The organism is Stenotrophomonas sp. 71799_Sma (assembly GCF_056482505.1).
On the sequence record NZ_CM151202.1, the window covers coordinates 4,745,725 to 4,761,481 of the forward strand.

The 15,757-nt window shown below is 66.8% G+C and carries 16 protein-coding genes and 1 pseudogene; 6 read left to right on the plus strand and 11 right to left on the minus strand.

From position 1 onward, the window contains the following. Positions 1-145 precede the first annotated feature (145 nt). Positions 146-2,920, minus strand: a complete 2,775-nt coding sequence (polA, locus tag ACZK4Z_RS21900) for a DNA polymerase I (RefSeq protein ID WP_125893333.1) — start codon at positions 2,918-2,920, stop codon at positions 146-148. A gap of 98 nt (positions 2,921-3,018) precedes the next feature. Between polA and ACZK4Z_RS21905 the strand changes: the two genes are divergently transcribed. Next, on the plus strand, positions 3,019-3,303 hold the full coding sequence (locus ACZK4Z_RS21905) for a DUF2782 domain-containing protein (RefSeq protein WP_125893331.1): 285 nt from the start codon (positions 3,019-3,021) through the stop codon (positions 3,301-3,303). A gap of 133 nt (positions 3,304-3,436) precedes the next feature. Here ACZK4Z_RS21905 and ACZK4Z_RS21910 read toward each other — a convergent pair whose 3' ends face one another. Next, the gene (locus ACZK4Z_RS21910) at positions 3,437-3,883 is read right to left on the minus strand and encodes a universal stress protein (RefSeq protein WP_005411629.1); all 447 of its coding nucleotides are present in this window, start codon (positions 3,881-3,883) and stop codon (positions 3,437-3,439) included. 183 nt (positions 3,884-4,066) lie between these two features. Between ACZK4Z_RS21910 and ACZK4Z_RS21915 the strand changes: the two genes are divergently transcribed. Further along, positions 4,067-4,213 (plus strand): hypothetical protein, encoded by a 147-nt coding sequence (locus ACZK4Z_RS21915; RefSeq protein ID WP_478451082.1) that lies wholly within the window; start codon positions 4,067-4,069, stop codon positions 4,211-4,213. An 84-nt stretch (positions 4,214-4,297) separates the two neighbouring features. Here ACZK4Z_RS21915 and ACZK4Z_RS21920 read toward each other — a convergent pair whose 3' ends face one another. The 7 genes from ACZK4Z_RS21920 to rpmB all read right to left on the minus strand — a co-directional run bounded on the left by ACZK4Z_RS21920 (position 4,298) and on the right by rpmB (position 11,174). Then, positions 4,298-4,852, minus strand: a complete 555-nt coding sequence (locus tag ACZK4Z_RS21920) for a hypothetical protein (RefSeq protein WP_478451083.1) — start codon at positions 4,850-4,852, stop codon at positions 4,298-4,300. Positions 4,853-5,058: 206 nt separating this feature from the next. Further along, complete coding sequence (locus ACZK4Z_RS21925; protein ID WP_164080031.1) at positions 5,059-5,385, minus strand: low molecular weight protein tyrosine phosphatase family protein; 327 nt, start codon at positions 5,383-5,385, stop codon at positions 5,059-5,061. 65 nt (positions 5,386-5,450) lie between these two features. Further along, positions 5,451-7,643, minus strand: coding sequence for a DNA helicase II (uvrD, locus tag ACZK4Z_RS21930; RefSeq protein WP_459047215.1), 2,193 nt, complete (start codon positions 7,641-7,643; stop codon positions 5,451-5,453). 9 nt (positions 7,644-7,652) lie between these two features. Continuing rightward, the gene (locus tag ACZK4Z_RS21935) at positions 7,653-9,074 is read right to left on the minus strand and encodes an FAD/NAD(P)-binding protein (RefSeq protein WP_478451084.1); all 1,422 of its coding nucleotides are present in this window, start codon (positions 9,072-9,074) and stop codon (positions 7,653-7,655) included. 45 nt (positions 9,075-9,119) lie between these two features. Then, a complete protein-coding gene (gene cls, locus ACZK4Z_RS21940; protein WP_478451570.1) occupies positions 9,120-10,538 on the minus strand; it encodes a cardiolipin synthase in 1,419 nt (472 codons plus the stop codon). A 221-nt stretch (positions 10,539-10,759) separates the two neighbouring features. Further along, positions 10,760-10,927, minus strand: a complete 168-nt coding sequence (gene rpmG / locus ACZK4Z_RS21945; protein ID WP_170272460.1) for a 50S ribosomal protein L33 — start codon at positions 10,925-10,927, stop codon at positions 10,760-10,762. A 10-nt stretch (positions 10,928-10,937) separates the two neighbouring features. Then, on the minus strand, positions 10,938-11,174 hold the full coding sequence (gene rpmB / locus ACZK4Z_RS21950; protein ID WP_005411638.1) for a 50S ribosomal protein L28: 237 nt from the start codon (positions 11,172-11,174) through the stop codon (positions 10,938-10,940). A gap of 278 nt (positions 11,175-11,452) precedes the next feature. Between rpmB and ACZK4Z_RS21955 the strand changes: the two genes are divergently transcribed. Then, positions 11,453-12,667 (plus strand): glycosyltransferase, encoded by a 1,215-nt coding sequence (locus ACZK4Z_RS21955; protein WP_125893325.1) that lies wholly within the window; start codon positions 11,453-11,455, stop codon positions 12,665-12,667. 13 nt (positions 12,668-12,680) lie between these two features. Here the strand turns inward: ACZK4Z_RS21955 and dnaQ are convergent, their stop codons facing one another. After that, complete coding sequence (dnaQ, locus tag ACZK4Z_RS21960; protein WP_049462269.1) at positions 12,681-13,190, minus strand: DNA polymerase III subunit epsilon; 510 nt, start codon at positions 13,188-13,190, stop codon at positions 12,681-12,683. A gap of 55 nt (positions 13,191-13,245) precedes the next feature. Then, the gene (locus ACZK4Z_RS21965) at positions 13,246-14,139 is read right to left on the minus strand and encodes a LysR family transcriptional regulator (RefSeq protein ID WP_125893323.1); all 894 of its coding nucleotides are present in this window, start codon (positions 14,137-14,139) and stop codon (positions 13,246-13,248) included. A 107-nt stretch (positions 14,140-14,246) separates the two neighbouring features. Between ACZK4Z_RS21965 and ACZK4Z_RS21970 the strand changes: the two genes are divergently transcribed. From ACZK4Z_RS21970 to ACZK4Z_RS21980, 3 genes and pseudogenes are all read left to right on the plus strand, one after another. Then, positions 14,247-14,636 (plus strand): RidA family protein, encoded by a 390-nt coding sequence (locus tag ACZK4Z_RS21970; RefSeq protein WP_125893321.1) that lies wholly within the window; start codon positions 14,247-14,249, stop codon positions 14,634-14,636. Between the two features lie 367 nt (positions 14,637-15,003). Further along, positions 15,004-15,075 (plus strand): annotated as a pseudogene (locus tag ACZK4Z_RS21975) (RidA family protein); the annotation flags it as partial. A 332-nt stretch (positions 15,076-15,407) separates the two neighbouring features. Next, positions 15,408-15,743, plus strand: coding sequence for a hypothetical protein (locus ACZK4Z_RS21980; RefSeq protein ID WP_006402574.1), 336 nt, complete (start codon positions 15,408-15,410; stop codon positions 15,741-15,743). Positions 15,744-15,757 lie beyond the last annotated feature (14 nt).

The following is a 15,757-nucleotide window of genomic DNA, read 5'->3' on the forward strand; positions in this document are numbered from 1 at the left end:
TGTCGAGAGTTATAGAAGCACTCCGAACACTAACGGTTCGTGAAGGGGCCCAATTTAATGAACCTCCATCAGGGCAACATTCATGATCGAGTCAGAAACCTCTGACGAATGAACGAATTCACGTCGTTTTCGGCCTGAAACACCCTCAGTGTGCTTCGTCCCAGTTGTTGCCGATGCCGGTATCGACCACCAGCGGCACCCGCAGTTTGGCCGCTTGCGACATGCGCTCGACCACCTGCAAACGCAACTCCTCGACGAAACTGCTTTCGGTTTCGAACACCAGTTCATCGTGCACCTGCAGGATCATCCGTGCCGGTGCGCCGCTGTCACGCAGCCACTGGTCCACGTCCACCATCGCGCGCTTGATGATGTCGGCGGCGGTGCCCTGCATCGGCGCGTTGATCGCGGCGCGCTCGGCACCGGCGCGCAGGCCCTGGTTACGTGCATGAATGTCGTTCAGGTACAGGCGGCGGCCGAACAGGGTTTCCACATAGCCCTGGTCGCGGGCCTGCTGGCGCATCCGCTCCATGAAATCACGCACGCCCGGGTAGCGGCTGAAGTACAGCGCCACGTAGTCCTGCGCCTGGCCACGGTCGATGCCCAGGTTGCGCGCCAGGCCGAAGGCGCTCATGCCGTACATCAGGCCGAAGTTGATCGCCTTGGCCGCGCGGCGTTCGTTCGGGGTCACTTCCTCCAGCGTGCGCCCGAACACCTCGGCGGCGGTGGCGCGGTGCACGTCGGCGCCCTGCTCGAAGGCACGCACCAGGCCCGGGTCCTCGGACAGGTGGGCCATGATCCGCAGCTCGATCTGCGAATAGTCGGCCGCCAGCAGCTGGAAGCCCTCCGGGGCGATGAACGCACGGCGGATGCGGCGGCCATCCTCGGTGCGGATCGGGATGTTCTGCAGGTTCGGGTCTGACGAGGACAGGCGGCCGGTGGCGGCACCGGACTGGTGGTAGCTGGTATGCACCCGGCCGGTGTCCGGGTTGACCATCTCCGGCAGCTTGTCGGTGTAGGTGCTGCGCAGCTTGGCCAGGCCCCGGTAGTCCAGGATCACTCGCGGCAGTTCGTGCTGGTCGGCGATCGCCTCCAGCGCCTCTTCATTGGTGCTGGGCTGGCCCTTCGGGGTCTTCACCACCGCCGGCAGCTTCAGCTCATCGAACAGCACCGCCTGCAGCTGCTTGGGCGAATCCAGGTTGAAGCTACGGCCGGCCAGCTCGGTGGCCTTCTGCTGCGCGGCCAGCATGCGCGAGGACAGGTCCTGGCTCTGCCGGCGCAGTTCATCGGTGTCGATCCGCACGCCATTGGCTTCGATCGTGGTCAGCACCGGTACCAGTGGCATCTCGATGTCGCGGTACACGCTGTCCAGCGCCGGCTCGGCCAGCAGCTGCGGCTGCAGCGCGCGGTGCAGGCGCAGGGTGATGTCGGCGTCCTCGGCCGCATAGCGGCTGGCTTCGTCGATGCCCACCTGCGAGAACGGAATCTGCTTGGCGCCCTTGCCGGCCACGTCCTCGAACTTGATTGTGCTGTAGCCCAGGTAACGCAGGGCCAGCGAATCCATGTCGTGGCGGGTGGCGGTGGAGTTGAGCACGAAGCTCTCGAGCATGGTGTCGTCGTGGTAGCCCTGCACCTCCACGCCGTGGCGGCGCAGCACATGCAGGTCGTACTTGCCATGCTGGCCCAGCTTCTTCTTCGCCGGGTCCTGCAGCACCGGGCGCAGTGCGTCCAGCACCTGCTGCATCGGCAGCTGCGCCGGCGCGCCCGGGTAATCGTGGCCGACCGGAATATAGGCGGCCTTGCCCGGCTCGACCGCCAGGCTGATGCCCACCAGGCGCGCACGCATCGCGTCCAGCGCATCGGTTTCGGTATCGAAACTGATCAGGTCCGCCTGCTGCAGGCGCTCGACCCAGGCCTGCAGCTGCTCGGCGGTCAGCACGGTCTCGTATTCACCCGGTGCGGCCAGCGCCGGATCCAGCGTGCCGGCGGCCGGTGCCTCGGCGCTGCCACGGGCGAAGCCGGCGGCGGTGCCACGCAGGCTCGGCGTTGCTTCGCTGGCGGCCGTCGGCGCCGGCAGCGGTGCACCCAGCTCCTTCAGCGCCTGGGTGAAGCCGTAGCGCGCATACAGCTCGGTCAGCTCCGGCACGTCCTGCTCGCGCAGGGCCAGCGTGGTCGGGCTGGCGTCCAGCTCTACGTCGGTGCGGATGGTCACCAGCTCGCGGTTCAGCGGCAGGCGCTCCAGCGCGGCGCGCAGGTTCTCGCCGATCTTGCCCTTCATGGTCGGCGCGGCGGCCATCACCCCGTCCAGGTGCTGGTACTCGGCCAGCCACTTGGCGGCGGTCTTCGGCCCGCATTTCTCCACGCCCGGCACGTTGTCGACGGTGTCGCCCATCAACGCCAGCAGGTCGATGATCTGATCGGCGCGCACGCCGAACTTCTCCATCACTGCGGCATCGGAATCCATGCGGCTGCCGGTCATGGTGTTGACCAGCTCGATGCCCGGGCGCACCAGCTGGGCAAAGTCCTTGTCGCCGGTGGAGATGGTCACCTTCAGGTCCTGCGCCACGCCCTGCAGGGCCAGCGTGCCGATCACATCGTCGGCTTCCACGCCGGGAATGCGCAGGATGCTGATGCCCAGCGCTTCAACGATGCGGCACATCGGTTCAACCTGGCTGCGCAGCTCGTCGGGCATCGGCGGGCGGTTGGCCTTGTACTGCTCGTACAGGTCATCGCGGAAGGTCTTGCCGGGCGCATCGACCACGAACGCCACGTAGGCCGGGCGCTCCTTCAGCGTCGAGCGCAGCATGTTGACCACGCCGAACAGCGCGCCGGTGGGTTCGCCCTGTGCATTGGACAGGGGCGGCAGCGCGTGGAACGCGCGGTACAGGTAACTGGACCCGTCGATCAGGACTAATCTGCTCATGGGTCGATTCTACGCGCCCGTGCCTGCACTGCGACGACACGGCACAGCCGCGGCGATGGGGCATAATCAAGGCTCTTTCCAGGCAAAGGCCCCCGCCGATGAAGACCCTGATGCTGGCTTCCGTGCTCCTGCTTGCTGGCTGCGCCAGCATGGGTGGTGCCGGCGCTCCCCCGGTGGACGTCAAGGGCGCGGATGTGTCCAAGCGCACCATGGACAACGGCGATGTCATCGAGGAATACCGCGTGTCCGGCCAGCTGCGCATGGTCAAGGTGACCCCGTCGCGCGGTGCCCCGTTCTATATGTACGACAAGAACGGCGATGGCCGTTTCGACAACGACAAGGACGGCGTGTCGCCGGTGTACTGGAAGCTGTACAGCTGGTGATGTGACCGGGGTCGGATCCCTGCGCTTCAGTAGATCCACGCCATGCGTGGATGGGCCCCTGCCGGCCCACAAAAGATGACGCCGGCGCGCATCCTGCGGCCGGCGTCGGGTCCCCTCCCCGGGAACGCTTGTATCAGCGGATGACCAGCACCGGCAGCGTGCTGCGTGCCAGCACTTCGGCGGTCTGGCTGCCCAGCAGCACACGGGTCACGCCACGGCGGCCATGCGAGGTCATCACGATCAGGTCGCTGTTGCGCTCGCCGGCGGTCTCGATGATGCCGTCAGCCGCATAGCGGTCCAGCACGTGCACCGGGTTGGCGGTAATGCCCTGCTCGGCGGCCTTGGCCAGCGCCGGCTGCAGCACCTTCTGCGCACCTTCCTCGCGGTCGGCCTTGTATTCAGGGCTGTTCATGTAGCCCACGCTCCAGCCCATGGCGTCGTACATGCCGACGGCCCACGGCTCGGAAACAGTGACGATATCGACCTCGGCATTGAGGTCCTTGGCCAGCTCCAGACCCTTGGCCAGGCCCTTGTCGGCTAGCTCGGATCCGTCGGTGGCAATCAGGATGCGCTTGTACATGGTGGGGCTCCGTGGCGGTCTGCCAGATGGGAACAACACCATTGCACACCGGATGTGCAGGGCGCGCCTTGAGCAGGATCAATCCGGCGCGGCGCAGCGGCGTGTGCGCACCGCCGGCTTGCGTACCCGGACACTGCAGCGCAAGCTGGGTGGGCGGCGCGCCGCCGCCTTGGGAGAACCCGCATGCAGGACAGCAAGCCGACATCACGAAGCCCCCTCAGGATCATCCTGTGGAGCCTCAGCGCCGCCTTCGTGCTGTTCTGCGGCGACTATCATCTGGGCAAGGACATGGCGCTGCGTGACAACGCCCGGCAGTCAGCCGGCCGATAACGCTCTTCTGTAGAGCCGAGCCATGCTCGGCTGTTTTTCCCGCCAGAAGCAGCCGAGCATGGCTCGGCTCTACATTTTCTGCCCTCAGGCGATCTGCACCACGCGTGCGTTCTGGCACAGCGGATAACTGGCCACGAATTCGGCAATCGCATCACGCATCGCTTCGAACGATTCGCCGTACATGTACAGCGCGGTCTCGGTCGGGCCCTGCCACCAGCTGCAGATCTCGCCCAGGCCATCGATGCGCTCGGACAACTGCTCGAACACGTGGTTGGAATCGCACTGCTCGTAGACCTCGTCCGGCAGGGTCAGGCCATCCAGGTAGATGCCCAGGCCCTCGGTCACGCCGAAGCCTCGATCAGCGTCGCCCGCACCCTGCAGTTGCGAACCCTTCGGCGCGCCCAGCTGCTCCAGCAGGTCGATCAGCTTCGGCACGCCGGCCGCATCGACCAGCGCCACTTCGATATCGCCGTATTCGACCTCGCCGAGGTCGGACATCGCGGTGCCGCCGCCGGTCAGCTCGCCCACCTGGGCCGCCTGCAGCAGCGCATCGAGCGGATCCTCGAACAGTTCGTGGCGATGCTCGGGCTGCAGCTTGGCGTTCAACTTCACGGTGACGTGCAGCGTGGGTTCGGTCATCGGGGCGTTCCTGGAAGATGTCAGGCCCCATTGTAGAGTCGAAGGTAGCGGCAGGAGCCGCTGCCAACGTCGCTTGCGACGGCCCGAAGGGTGCCGGTCAGGACGACCGGCATAGCTTGCTCGACTGCCTTTGTAGAGTCGAGCCGTGCTCGACTGCCTTTCCCACCAGAAGCAGCCGAGCATGGGCTCGGCTCTACAACAGCCCGTCAACGCAGGAACGGCGCCACCTTGCGCTTGAGCAGCTCCACCAGCACCGGGTCCATGTAGTCGTAGTCGTCGGGGATATCCAGACAGATCACCCGCTTGCCGTCCAGCCATGCCTTGTAGCGGCTGGACAACCGGTTGCGGTGCGCCTTCTCCATCACGAACACCAGGTCCGCCCACTGCAGCAGCTCTGGGCTGAGCACTTCCTCGGCGTCGGCCAGCAACCCGGCTGAGGCGGTCTCGATGCCCGGCCAATCGGCAAATACCTGCTCGGCGGTGGGGCTGCGCAGGCGGTTCTGGCTGCAGAGGAAGAGCACGTTGCGGGTCATGCCCGCAGCGTATCGGGGTCGGACTCCTTTTCCAACGGAAAAGGGATCCGACCCCTCGACAGTGATCAGATCACCGTCAGGTTGGCATACGCCATCACCAGCCACTTGCTGCCGGCATCGGCAAACTCGACCTGCACGCGGGCGTGGGCGCCGCTGCCTTCGTAGTCGGTCACCATGCCTTCGCCGAACTTGGGATGGGTGACCAGCGCGCCGAGCTTGACTGGCGGTGCCTCGATCGAGGCATGGCCCATCACCCGGCTGGCGCCCATCGAGGCCGGCCGCGAGACCTGCACCTTCGGGCGCACTTCGTGCAGCAGCTCGCGCGGAATCTCGCGCAGGAAGCGCGACGGCAGGCTGTAGTTGTCCTGGCCATGGATGCGGCGAGATTCGGCGTAGCTCAGCACCAGCTTCTGGCGCGCGCGGGTGATGCCGACGTAGGCCAGGCGACGCTCTTCCTCCAGCCGCCCGCTTTCCTCCAGCGAACGTGCGCTGGGGAACAGGCCTTCTTCCAGGCCGGCCAGGAACACCAGCGGGAACTCCAGGCCCTTGGCCGAGTGCAGGGTCATCAGCTGCACGCCGTCCTCGCCCGCCTGCGCCTGGCCCTCACCGGCCTCCAGCGCGGCATAGGCCAGGAATGCGACCAGCTCGTCCATGTCCTCGCCCACTTCCTCGATGTCGTCGGCGCGGCGCACGAAACGAGAGGCCACCGAGACCAGTTCGTCGAGGTTGTCGGTGCGCGATTCCGAGTCCAGCGCATTGCGGCTTTCCTTGCTCCAGTGCTCGCGCAGCTGCGAGCGGGCCAGCACGTGGTCCACGCGCTCGGCCAGGGTCATGTGCAGGGTCTGCGCCTGCAGCTCGTTGACCAGCACCAGGAAGCCGGCCAGCGCATTGCGCGCACGTGCAGCCAGCGCGCTGCCCTGGGTGACCAGCATGGTCGCTTCCCACAGCGAAATACCCTGTGCGCGCGCCTCGCGGCGCACTTCGTCCAGCGTGCGGTCGCCGATGCCACGCGTCGGCGTGTTGACCGCGCGCTCGAAGGCGGCGTCATCGTTGCGGTTGGACAGCAGGCGCAGGTAGGCCAGCGCGTCCTTGATTTCGGCGCGCTCGAAGAAGCGCATGCCGCCATACACGCGGTACGGCACCTGTTCGCTCAGCAGTGCTTCTTCCAGCGCGCGCGACTGCGCGTTGCTGCGGTAGAGCACGGCCACTTCGGTGTAGCTGCCACCATCGCGCACCCACTGGCGGGCACGCTCGACGATGTAGCGCGCTTCGTCCATCTCGTTGTACGCCGCGTACAGGTCGATCGGCTCGCCGTCGCCGCTGTCGGTCCACAGCTGCTTGCCGATGCGGTCGGGGTTGTGCGCGATCACCGCGTTGGCGGCACCGAGGATGTTGGCGGTGGAGCGGTAGTTCTGTTCCAGGCGGATGGTCTGCGCGCCCGGGAAATCGCGCAGGAAGCCCTGCACGTTCTCGACCTTGGCACCGCGCCAGCCGTAGATGGCCTGGTCATCGTCACCGACCACGAACACGTGGCCGGAATCGCCGGCCAGCACGCGCACGAAGGCGTACTGGATGGCATTGGTGTCCTGGAACTCGTCTACCAGGATCTCGCGGAAGCGCGCGCGGTAGTGCGACAGCAGCGCCGGGTTGTCGCGCAGCAGCTCATGCGCGCGCAGCAGCAGCTCGGCGAAGTCGACCAGGCCAGCGCGGTCGCAACGCGCCTGGTACTCGATGTAGGCCTGGCGCATGGTTTCCAGCCACGCGTCGTGCGGTTCGGGCTGGATGTGCTGCGGGCGGCGGCCTTCGTCCTTCTGCGCGTTGATCCACCACGCGATCTGTTTGGCCGGGTACTTGCCGTCATCCAGTTCCAGCGCCTGCACCACGCGCTTGACCAGCCGCAGCTGGTCGTCCGAATCCATGACCTGGAAGCCTTCGGGCAGCTTCGCGTCCTGCCAGTGCAGGCGCAGCAGGCGGTTGGCCAGGCCGTGGAAGGTGCCGATCCACATGCCACGGCTGCCATTGGGCAGCTGTGCGTCGATGCGGTGGCGCATTTCGCCGGCCGCCTTGTTGGTGAAGGTCACCGCGAAAATGCCGTGGGTCGGCACGCCATCGACTTCATGCAGCCAGGCGATGCGGTGGGTGAGTACGCGGGTCTTGCCGGAACCGGCACCGGCCAGCACCAAGTGGTGGCCGGGGGGAGCGGAGACGGCTTCGCGCTGGGCCGGGTTCAGGCCATCAAGCAGGTGGGAGACATCCATGCCCCCATTTTACGGCATCGCCGTCGCGGCTCCTGCGACCACCTGGGTTGCCAGTGCCTGCGCCTGCTGACGCAGTTCAGGCACCGCCAGGCTTTCCCACAGGCTGCCGATGCGCAGGCTGCCGAGCACGCCCAGCCGTGCCTGCGGCTGACCACCGGCGGCACACAGGCGATCGCCCGGCACCGTGCTGTCCAACCCCAGTCCATGCGGGCCGGGGCGTGCCAGCCCATCAGCCTGCAGCTGCTGCAGCAACGGATTGCGCAGTGCGCTGGCGCGGGTCTCCACGCCGGTGGCGTTGATCACCCCGCCGATCATCCACTGCTGTTCATTGCCCGAGGCATCGCGGCCGGACAGCTGCAGCGCATTGCCGTCGCGCCAGACGCGTTGCAGGCGGGACCGGTGGATACGCAGCTGGCCGCTGTCCTGCAGCGCCTGCAACTGCGCATCCACTTCTTCGGCGATGCGGTGGCGATGCACGTCCCAGTAGCGCACCACATGGCGCAGGAAGCGGCGCTGGTCGGCCTCTTCGAGGCTGCACCACAGCGCCTGCCCGTGCGGACGGATGCGGTCCATCACGCCCTGCCACGGCAGGCCGTCGGCCTGTGACTGGCGTGCGAACCCGCGCAACGCGCGCAGGCGCTGGCGCAGGTTCATCGGCAGCAGCGTGGCCGGATCGAACGTGGGCAGGCCACCATGCGCGTGCGGCAACGGCAGCAGGCCATGGCGCGAGATCACGTGCAGCGGTCCGGTGTGGCCGGCGGCGACCAGCGCCAGCACGGTGTCGGCCATGCTCAGGCCGGAGCCGACAATGGCTACAGCCTGTTCGCCGGCCAGGGTGCGTACGCCGTCGTAGTCCCAGGCCTCGATCACATCATCGGCAGGCAGCGCCTCGGCACCGGCCACCGGCAGCGGGCGCATGCTGTTGCCGGTGGCGAGCACCGCCTGCGCGGCGTGCAGCGTGTGGCCATCGCCGAGCGTCAGCTGGTAGCCGTGGTCATCCGGCTGCAGGCCCAGTACCGGCTGCGCGATCACCTGCAGCTGCGCCGGGCTGGCTGCGGCAGCGTCCTGCAGGCGCTGCTGCAGGTAGGCCGCGAAGTAGTGGCGGCACACGTAACGCTCGCCCAGCACCTCGCGCGCCTCGCCCGGGTAGGCGTTGGCGGCCATCAGGTAGTCGAGGAAATCGCCGGGCTGGTCGGCAAACGCACTCATCTTCGCCGCCGGCACGTTCAGCAGATGCTCCGGCCACGGCGTGGCATAGGCGATGCCCTGCGCCAGCTGCGAGGCGGGTTCGAAAATGGCCAGCGCCAGCGGCGCCTTGGCCTGGCGCAGTACCTGGATCGCCACCAGCACCCCGGCCGCACCACCACCGATGATTGCCAGGTCCAGTTCGCCATTACGCGGTGAATCAGTCATGTGCCGATTGTAGGCCATCGGCGATGACAGGCCGGATTGCCGAAGCGGGCGGCCGGCATTGCCTTACATCAACGCATCGGCCAGCCGTGCGATGCCTTCGCGGCTGCGCCGCCACGTGGGGCGGCTGCGCCATTGCTGCAGGTCCAGCTGCCGCGCTTGACGCAGGTAGCCGTCCTCGATCGCACACAGCTGCTGCACCAGCGCACGGTCGTAGCAGATCAGGCCGATCTCGGCATTCAGCGCGAACGAGCGGATATCCATGTTGATCGAGCCGAGCACGGCGATGTCCTCATCCACGCTCATGTGCTTGGCGTGCAGGAACTGCGGCTCGTACAGCGCGATGCGCACGCCACAGCGCAGCAGCTCATCGTAGTAGGCCTCCTGCGCCCACGACGTCAGCCGCTGGTTGTTGCTGGCAGACAGGATCAGCTGCACCTGCACGCCGGACAACGCCGCAATGCGCAAGGCGCTGAGCGTGGCTTCGTCAGGCACGAAGTACGGGGTGACCATCACCAGCCGGCGCCGTGCGAGGTGGATCAGCGCCGCAACCGCGTCGCGCGCGTTGCTGTACGGGTAGGCCGGGCCGCTGGGCAGCAGCTGGGTGGCGATGTCGTCGCCGCATTCGGGCACATCGGTGATCACATCCAGGCGCTGGCCGGTCTCCATGTACCAGTCGCTGGCGAATACGGCTTCCAGATGCGCCACCGCCGGGCCGCGCACGCGCGCCACCAGCTCGCGGTTCGGGTGGCCCGGCACGAACTGCGGGCCCGCCAGGTTCTGCGAACCGACATAGGCCACTTCGTTGTCGATCACCGCGATCTTGCGGTGGTTGCGCAGGTCCATGCGCCCGCTGCGGCGCCAGCGCAGGCCACCGGGCAGCATCGCGCGCACTTCGATGTCGCGCGCCTGCAGGCGCTTGCGATAGGCGCGCAGGCCGCGCTTGGCGCCCACCGCGTCGAGCAGCACGCGGCATTGCACGCCACGCGCCGCTGCTCGCTGCAGTGCCTCGACCACCGCCTCGCCCACCGCGTCATCGAACATCAGGTAGTACAGCAGGTGCACACGGTCTTCAGCCTGGTCGATGTCGGCGATCAGCGTGTGCAGCGATTCGTCGTAGTCGGTCAACAGGTCCACCGCGTTGCCGTGCACCGGCATGAAGTCGCCCTGGCGCTGCACCAGCGGCACGATCTCGGCGCAGGCGGTGTCTGGCTGCGGGGTCCAGCGCAGGCGATGCTGCAGCGCCTGTTCCTCGCGGATGACCTGCGAGGCCTCGGCCTGGCGGCGGATGCGCTCGCGCGACAGCCACGGGTGGCCGAACAGCAGGTACAGCGGCAGGCCCAGCAGCGGCACGAAGCCGACCAGCAGCAGCCAGCTGCGCGCCGCCCCCGGCGTGGTGCGGGTGGGGATCCAGCACAGCGCGACCAGCCGGATCAGCCAGTCGATCAGCAGCAGGTAGGAACCCAGCAACCACTCGAACAGCATCGCGTCGCCCGTCGGGAGGTGATGGGCCATTCTGCCCAGCGGGGTGTGTAGAGTCGAGCCGCGCTCGACTGCTTTGAAGCCGTGTGCCAACCAAGGTTGGCACCTACCGGGGGTGGAGGGAATGTGCCGACCAACGGTCGGCACCCACCCTCTGGATGCCAGGCATGAAAAAACCCGCCACAAGGGCGGGTTTCTTCGCGGGGATCAGCAATCCTTGCGGATTACTTGATCTTGCCTTCCTTGTACGGGACGTGCTTGCGCACGACCGGATCGTACTTGGAGAATTCCATCTTCCCCGGGGTGTTCTTCTTGTTCTTGTCGGTCGTGTAGAAGTGACCGGTACCAGCGGTCGAAATCATACGGACCTTATCGCGCTTGCCTGCCATGATCGTCTACTCCTCAGACCTTTTCGCCGCGCGCACGCAGCTCAGCCAGAACGGAATCGATGCCGTTCTTGTCGATGGTGCGCAGTGCATGCGCGGAAACACGAAGCTTCACCCAGCGGTTTTCGCTGGCAACCCAGAAGCGGCGCTCGTGCAGATTCGGCAGGAAACGACGACGGGTCTTGTTGTTGGCGTGCGAGACGTTGTTACCCGTCTGCACTCGCTTGCCGGAAACCTGGCATACGCGGGACATTGCGCACCTCGATAGTAAGTTGTGTCAGCCCGTAGCCCGGGAGACGGCGGCCTCGATGGTTGCCCACCACACGTCAAGAGAATCAAAGGGTTACGCTGGCGTTGGGCGGCCGGGGACGTGCTCCCGGAGGCGCCGCCCGGTAGAAAACCGGACACAGCGAGCCGCGCATTATGCACGGGTTCAAGCACTTGCGCAAGTTACCCACAGGCCGGGACTGAACCGGGAGGGCCGGGAGCCCACCAACCGGCATACTGGCCCGGTTCACTGCGGAGCTTTCCATGCGGCTGCTGGCCCTGACCTACGGAACCGAAGGCGATACGCGTCCGCTGGCCATGCTCTGCCATGGGCTGATTGGCGCAGGCCACGAGGTGACACTGCTGGCCGATGGCGGCACGCTGGGCAGCGCGCAGGCGCTGAATGTCCCCCATGCGTCCCTGGAAGGTGACATCCATGACGAAGTGGTCGCGCTGGTCTCGCGTGGCAACGGTGTTGCCGCCGCCAGTAGCGGACTGGCACGGATGGCGCTGCAGCATGTCACTGGCTGGATGCGGCAGGCGGACGCGGCGGCCGAGGGTTGCGACGCGATTCTGACAGGTGGGCTGGCGGCCTTTGTCGGCATGAATGTGGGCGAACGCCGGGGTCTGCCGGTGATCGGGACCGGCATGATTCCGCTGACCCCGACGCGTGCCTTCCGCTCCCCGTTCCTGCCGCCGGGACGCTCGCCGGGCTGGTTGAACCGGGCCAGCTATGGGCTGGTCAACGGCCTGATCTGGCGCCAGTTCCGCCAGCCGATCAACGAGGTCCGCAAGCAGCTGGGGCAATCGCCGCGCCGCTCGCTGTGGTCCGGCCTGCCGATGCTCTATGGCATCTCGCCGCAGCTGCTGCCGCCACCGACGGACTGGCCGGCCGACCACATCGTCTGTGGCCAATGGCGGTTTCCTGATGCGCCCTGGACGCCGCCGGCCGATCTGCAGGCCTTCCTCGACGCCGGACCGCCGCCGGTCTATCTGGGCTTCGGCAGCATGACCGGCTTTGATCGCGAACGCGTGTTGCCGGCCCTGCTGCAGGCGTTGGCACCGCGCCGTGTCCTGCTGTTTCCCGGCTGGGTGGGACTGCCAGCGATGCGCTTGCCCGATTCTGTCTTCGTCCTGGGCCCGACCCCACACGAAGCGCTGTTCCCGCGTTGCGCATTCGCCATCCACCACGGTGGCAGCGGCACCACGCATTCGGCCTGCCGCGCCGGCATTCCTTCACTGGTGATGCCGTTCGCCGCAGATCAGTTCTTCTGGGCCGATCGCCTGTATCGGTTGGGCGTAGCACCGGCACCGTTGTCACCGAAGCGACTGGATGCAGCAGCGCTGGCAGCAGCCATCACCTTCGCTGCAACCGAAGCAACACGCGCACGCGCGGCGGCCTTGGGCGTGGCGATGAGCAGTGAGGACGGGGTGGCATGTGGCGTGGCAATGATCGAGCGCTGGTTGCGGCCGATGTAACGGCGACCAGGCCTCAGCGCAGATGCGGAATCACCTGGGCCAGTAGATGGGCATCCTTCAACGCGCCGTGCAGGCCGCGCTGGCTGGGAATGCGCAGGCGCTGCAGCACATCATCCAGCTTGTTGCCCTGACCCGGCCAGCGCCCGCGCGCCAGCTTCAAGCTGCAGGTAATGCGGCAATGCTGGGCCAGCGTGCCGGGGATGCCAGCCAGGCGCAGCTCGTTGTCCAGGAAACCCACGTCGAAGGTGGCGTTGTGCGCGACCATCTCGCTGCCACGCAGGAACTCCAGCAGCTCGGCGGCCTTGCTGGAGAACAGTGGCTTGCCCACCAGCATCGCGTCGCTGATGCCGTGCACGCGCTGCGCGCCCCAGTCCACCTTGCGCTGCGGCTGCAGGTAGGTGTGGAACTGGCGGCCGGTGAGCTGGCCATCGATCAGTTCGACGGCACCGATTTCGATCACCCGGTGCCCCAGGCGGTGGGAGATGCCGGTGGTTTCGGTATCCAGTGCGACGATGCGGCTCATCAGGGTGTGCGTTCTCCAGTACGTGCAGCCGGATTTTCGCACGCGACCGATGCACTCACCCCAACGCTTCCACCACCCAATCAATGAACACCCGCAGCCGCTGGCTCATGTGCCGGTTCGGCGGGAACATCACATGCATCGGCATGGGCGGCAGCTGCCAGTCCTGCAGCACCGGCAGCAGCTCGCCGCGCGCCAGATGCGGCTCGGCCATGTAGCTGGGCAGCGCGACCACGCCCAGCCCCGCCAACGCAGCGGCCAGATAGGCGTTGCCGTCGTCGAAGCCGACCGTGTAGCGGCCCTGCACCTCGACGCGCTCATCGCCGCGATGGGCGCGGAACACGCGGGCGCGGCCACTGCGCGGGCTGAGGAAACCGACCATGTGGTGATCGGGCCCTTCCAGCGCGCGCGGGTCGGTCGGCACGCCGAAGCGCTGCACATAGCCGGGGCTGGCATGGAAGCCGATCGGCAGCGCAGCAAGCGGCCGCGCCACCAGCGCCGGGTCGGCTGGAGTGCCACCACGGATCACGCAATCGACGTTGTCGGCGATGACGTCCACCTCGCGGTCACTCACGCCGATGTCCAGCTGGATCTCCGGGTAGCGCGCCTGGAAATCCGGCAGCGCCGGCACCAGCCGCAGCCGCGCGTAGGGTCCGGGCACGTCCACCCGCAGGCGCCCGCGCGGCTGGGTGGCCGCATCGCCCAGCCCGCCCTCCACCTCTTCCAGCTCGGCCAGCAGGCGGGCGATGCGCGGGTAATAGGCCGCGCCATCGGCGGTGACGCTGACCCGGCGCGTGGTGCGGTTGAGCAACCGCAGCCGCAGGTGCGCCTCCAGCTGCTGCACCAGCTGGGTGACCGTGGTGCGGCTGACCTGCAGGGTGTGCGCAGCGCGGGTAAAGCTGCCGGTCTCCACTACCCGGGCAAAGGCCCGCATCGCCTCGAAACGGTCCATGGCAGGTCATGATTGTTTGGAATTAGCAATCAATCTAGGCCGATCATCGCGGTTTATCCAGACAGCGCTGGCGCGGAGGATGGCGTTCTCTCCCACGGGATCTTCCCATGTCACAGCGTGATGTCGTTTTCCCCGCCTGCCGCCAGACCCTGTACGAGCGCAACCGCTACTCGCCAGCGATCCGATCCAACGGCTTCCTGTTCGTTTCCGGCCAGGTCGGCAGCCGCGAGGACGGCTCACCCGAGCCGGATTTCGAAGCCCAGGTGCGCCGCGCCTTCGAGAATCTCAACGCGGTGCTGGCTGCCGCCGGCTGCAGCTTCGATGACGTGGTCGACGTGACCGTGTTCCTGGTCGACCCCGAGAAGAACTTCGAGAAGGCCTGGGCGATCGTGCCCGAGTACTGGGGCGAGGCGCCGCACCCGACCCTGACCGGCATCGGCGTGACCTGGCTGTACGGATTCCAGTTCGAGATCAAGGTGATCGCGAAGCTGCCGTGATACGGGTAGTGCCGGCCGCTGGCCGGCAATGTGTCGGAGGTCGAAAAGCGTGTCGACCAAGGTCGACACCTACCAGGGCAGTCGGCGTGACCTGGCTGTATGGTTCCAGTTCGAGATCAAGTTGATCGCGAAGCTGCCTGCAGACCGGTAGTGCCGGCCGCTGGCCGGCAACGTGTCGGGGGCCGAAAAGCGTGTCGACCAAGGTCGACACCTACCAGGGCAGTCGGCGTGACCTGGCTGTACGGGTTCCAGTTCGAGATCAAGGTGATCGCGAAGCTGCCTGCAGACCGGTAGTGCCGGCCGCTGGCCGGCAACAACGTGTCGGGTTCGAAAAGCGTGTCGACCAAGGTCGACACCTACCAGGGCAGTCAGCGTGACCTGGCTGTATGGGTTCCAGTTCGAGATCAAGGTGATCGCGAAGCTGCCTGCAGACCGGTAATGCCGGCCGCTGGCCGGCAATGTGTCGGGGGTCGAAAAGCGTGTCGACCAAGGTCGACACCTACCAGGGCAGTCGGCGTGACCTGGCTGTATGGTTCCAGTTCGAGATCAAGTTGATCGCGAAGCTGCCTGCAGACCGGTAGTGCCGGCCGCTGGCCGGCAATGTGTCGGAGGTCGAAAAGCGTGTCGACCAAGGTCGACACCCACCAGGGCAGGAGGTCGGCACCTGCCAGAGCTGGCGTGCCCGGCCCACCTGAACGGGAGGTTCCGACGAATTCCCGAGGTGGCCATTGATATTGTATCCGGCGAAAACCGCTTGCTAGCCTCCCCTCCATGCGCCGGATCACCCGCCAACTGCGTACGTACCTGATGATGCTGCTGATGGCGGCATTCGTGGTCGTGCCGGTGGCCGACGCACTGGTGTGTGCGGTGGAACCGCATGCCAGCAGCGCCCATGTCGAATCCCTCGCGGACGACGCAGGCGGTGACAGCGACAGCAAGCACACGGGTGCCTGCACGCATAACCACTGCCACCACTCCACGCTGAGCCTGCCGGCGAACGATTTCGCCGCTTTCGGTACGCCGCTGCCGGCGCGCTGGATGAATGCCGGCGACGTGGCGACCTATGCGGTCGCCCAGGATGAATTGACGCGTCCCCCCCGGGCGTGAGTTGAGCGCGTCCC

Coding starts and splice junctions, on each gene's coding strand:
- polA (WP_125893333.1), bottom strand. CDS start 2,920: ATGAGCAGATTAGTCCTGATCGACGGGTCCAGTTACCTGTACCGCGCG.
- ACZK4Z_RS21905 (WP_125893331.1), top strand. CDS start 3,019: ATGAAGACCCTGATGCTGGCTTCCGTGCTCCTGCTTGCTGGCTGCGCC.
- ACZK4Z_RS21910 (WP_005411629.1), bottom strand. CDS start 3,883: ATGTACAAGCGCATCCTGATTGCCACCGACGGATCCGAGCTAGCCGAC.
- ACZK4Z_RS21915 (WP_478451082.1), top strand. CDS start 4,067: ATGCAGGACAGCAAGCCGACATCACGAAGCCCCCTCAGGATCATCCTG.
- ACZK4Z_RS21920 (WP_478451083.1), bottom strand. CDS start 4,852: ATGACCGAACCCACGCTGCACGTCACCGTGAAGTTGAACGCCAAGCTG.
- ACZK4Z_RS21925 (WP_164080031.1), bottom strand. CDS start 5,385: ATGACCCGCAACGTGCTCTTCCTCTGCAGCCAGAACCGCCTGCGCAGC.
- uvrD (WP_459047215.1), bottom strand. CDS start 7,643: ATGGATGTCTCCCACCTGCTTGATGGCCTGAACCCGGCCCAGCGCGAA.
- ACZK4Z_RS21935 (WP_478451084.1), bottom strand. CDS start 9,074: ATGGCCTACAATCGGCACATGACTGATTCACCGCGTAATGGCGAACTG.
- cls (WP_478451570.1), bottom strand. CDS start 10,538: ATGCTGTTCGAGTGGTTGCTGGGTTCCTACCTGCTGCTGATCGACTGG.
- rpmB (WP_005411638.1), bottom strand. CDS start 11,174: ATGTCCCGCGTATGCCAGGTTTCCGGCAAGCGAGTGCAGACGGGTAAC.
- ACZK4Z_RS21955 (WP_125893325.1), top strand. CDS start 11,453: ATGCGGCTGCTGGCCCTGACCTACGGAACCGAAGGCGATACGCGTCCG.
- dnaQ (WP_049462269.1), bottom strand. CDS start 13,190: ATGAGCCGCATCGTCGCACTGGATACCGAAACCACCGGCATCTCCCAC.
- ACZK4Z_RS21965 (WP_125893323.1), bottom strand. CDS start 14,139: ATGGACCGTTTCGAGGCGATGCGGGCCTTTGCCCGGGTAGTGGAGACC.
- ACZK4Z_RS21970 (WP_125893321.1), top strand. CDS start 14,247: ATGTCACAGCGTGATGTCGTTTTCCCCGCCTGCCGCCAGACCCTGTAC.
- ACZK4Z_RS21980 (WP_006402574.1), top strand. CDS start 15,408: ATGCGCCGGATCACCCGCCAACTGCGTACGTACCTGATGATGCTGCTG.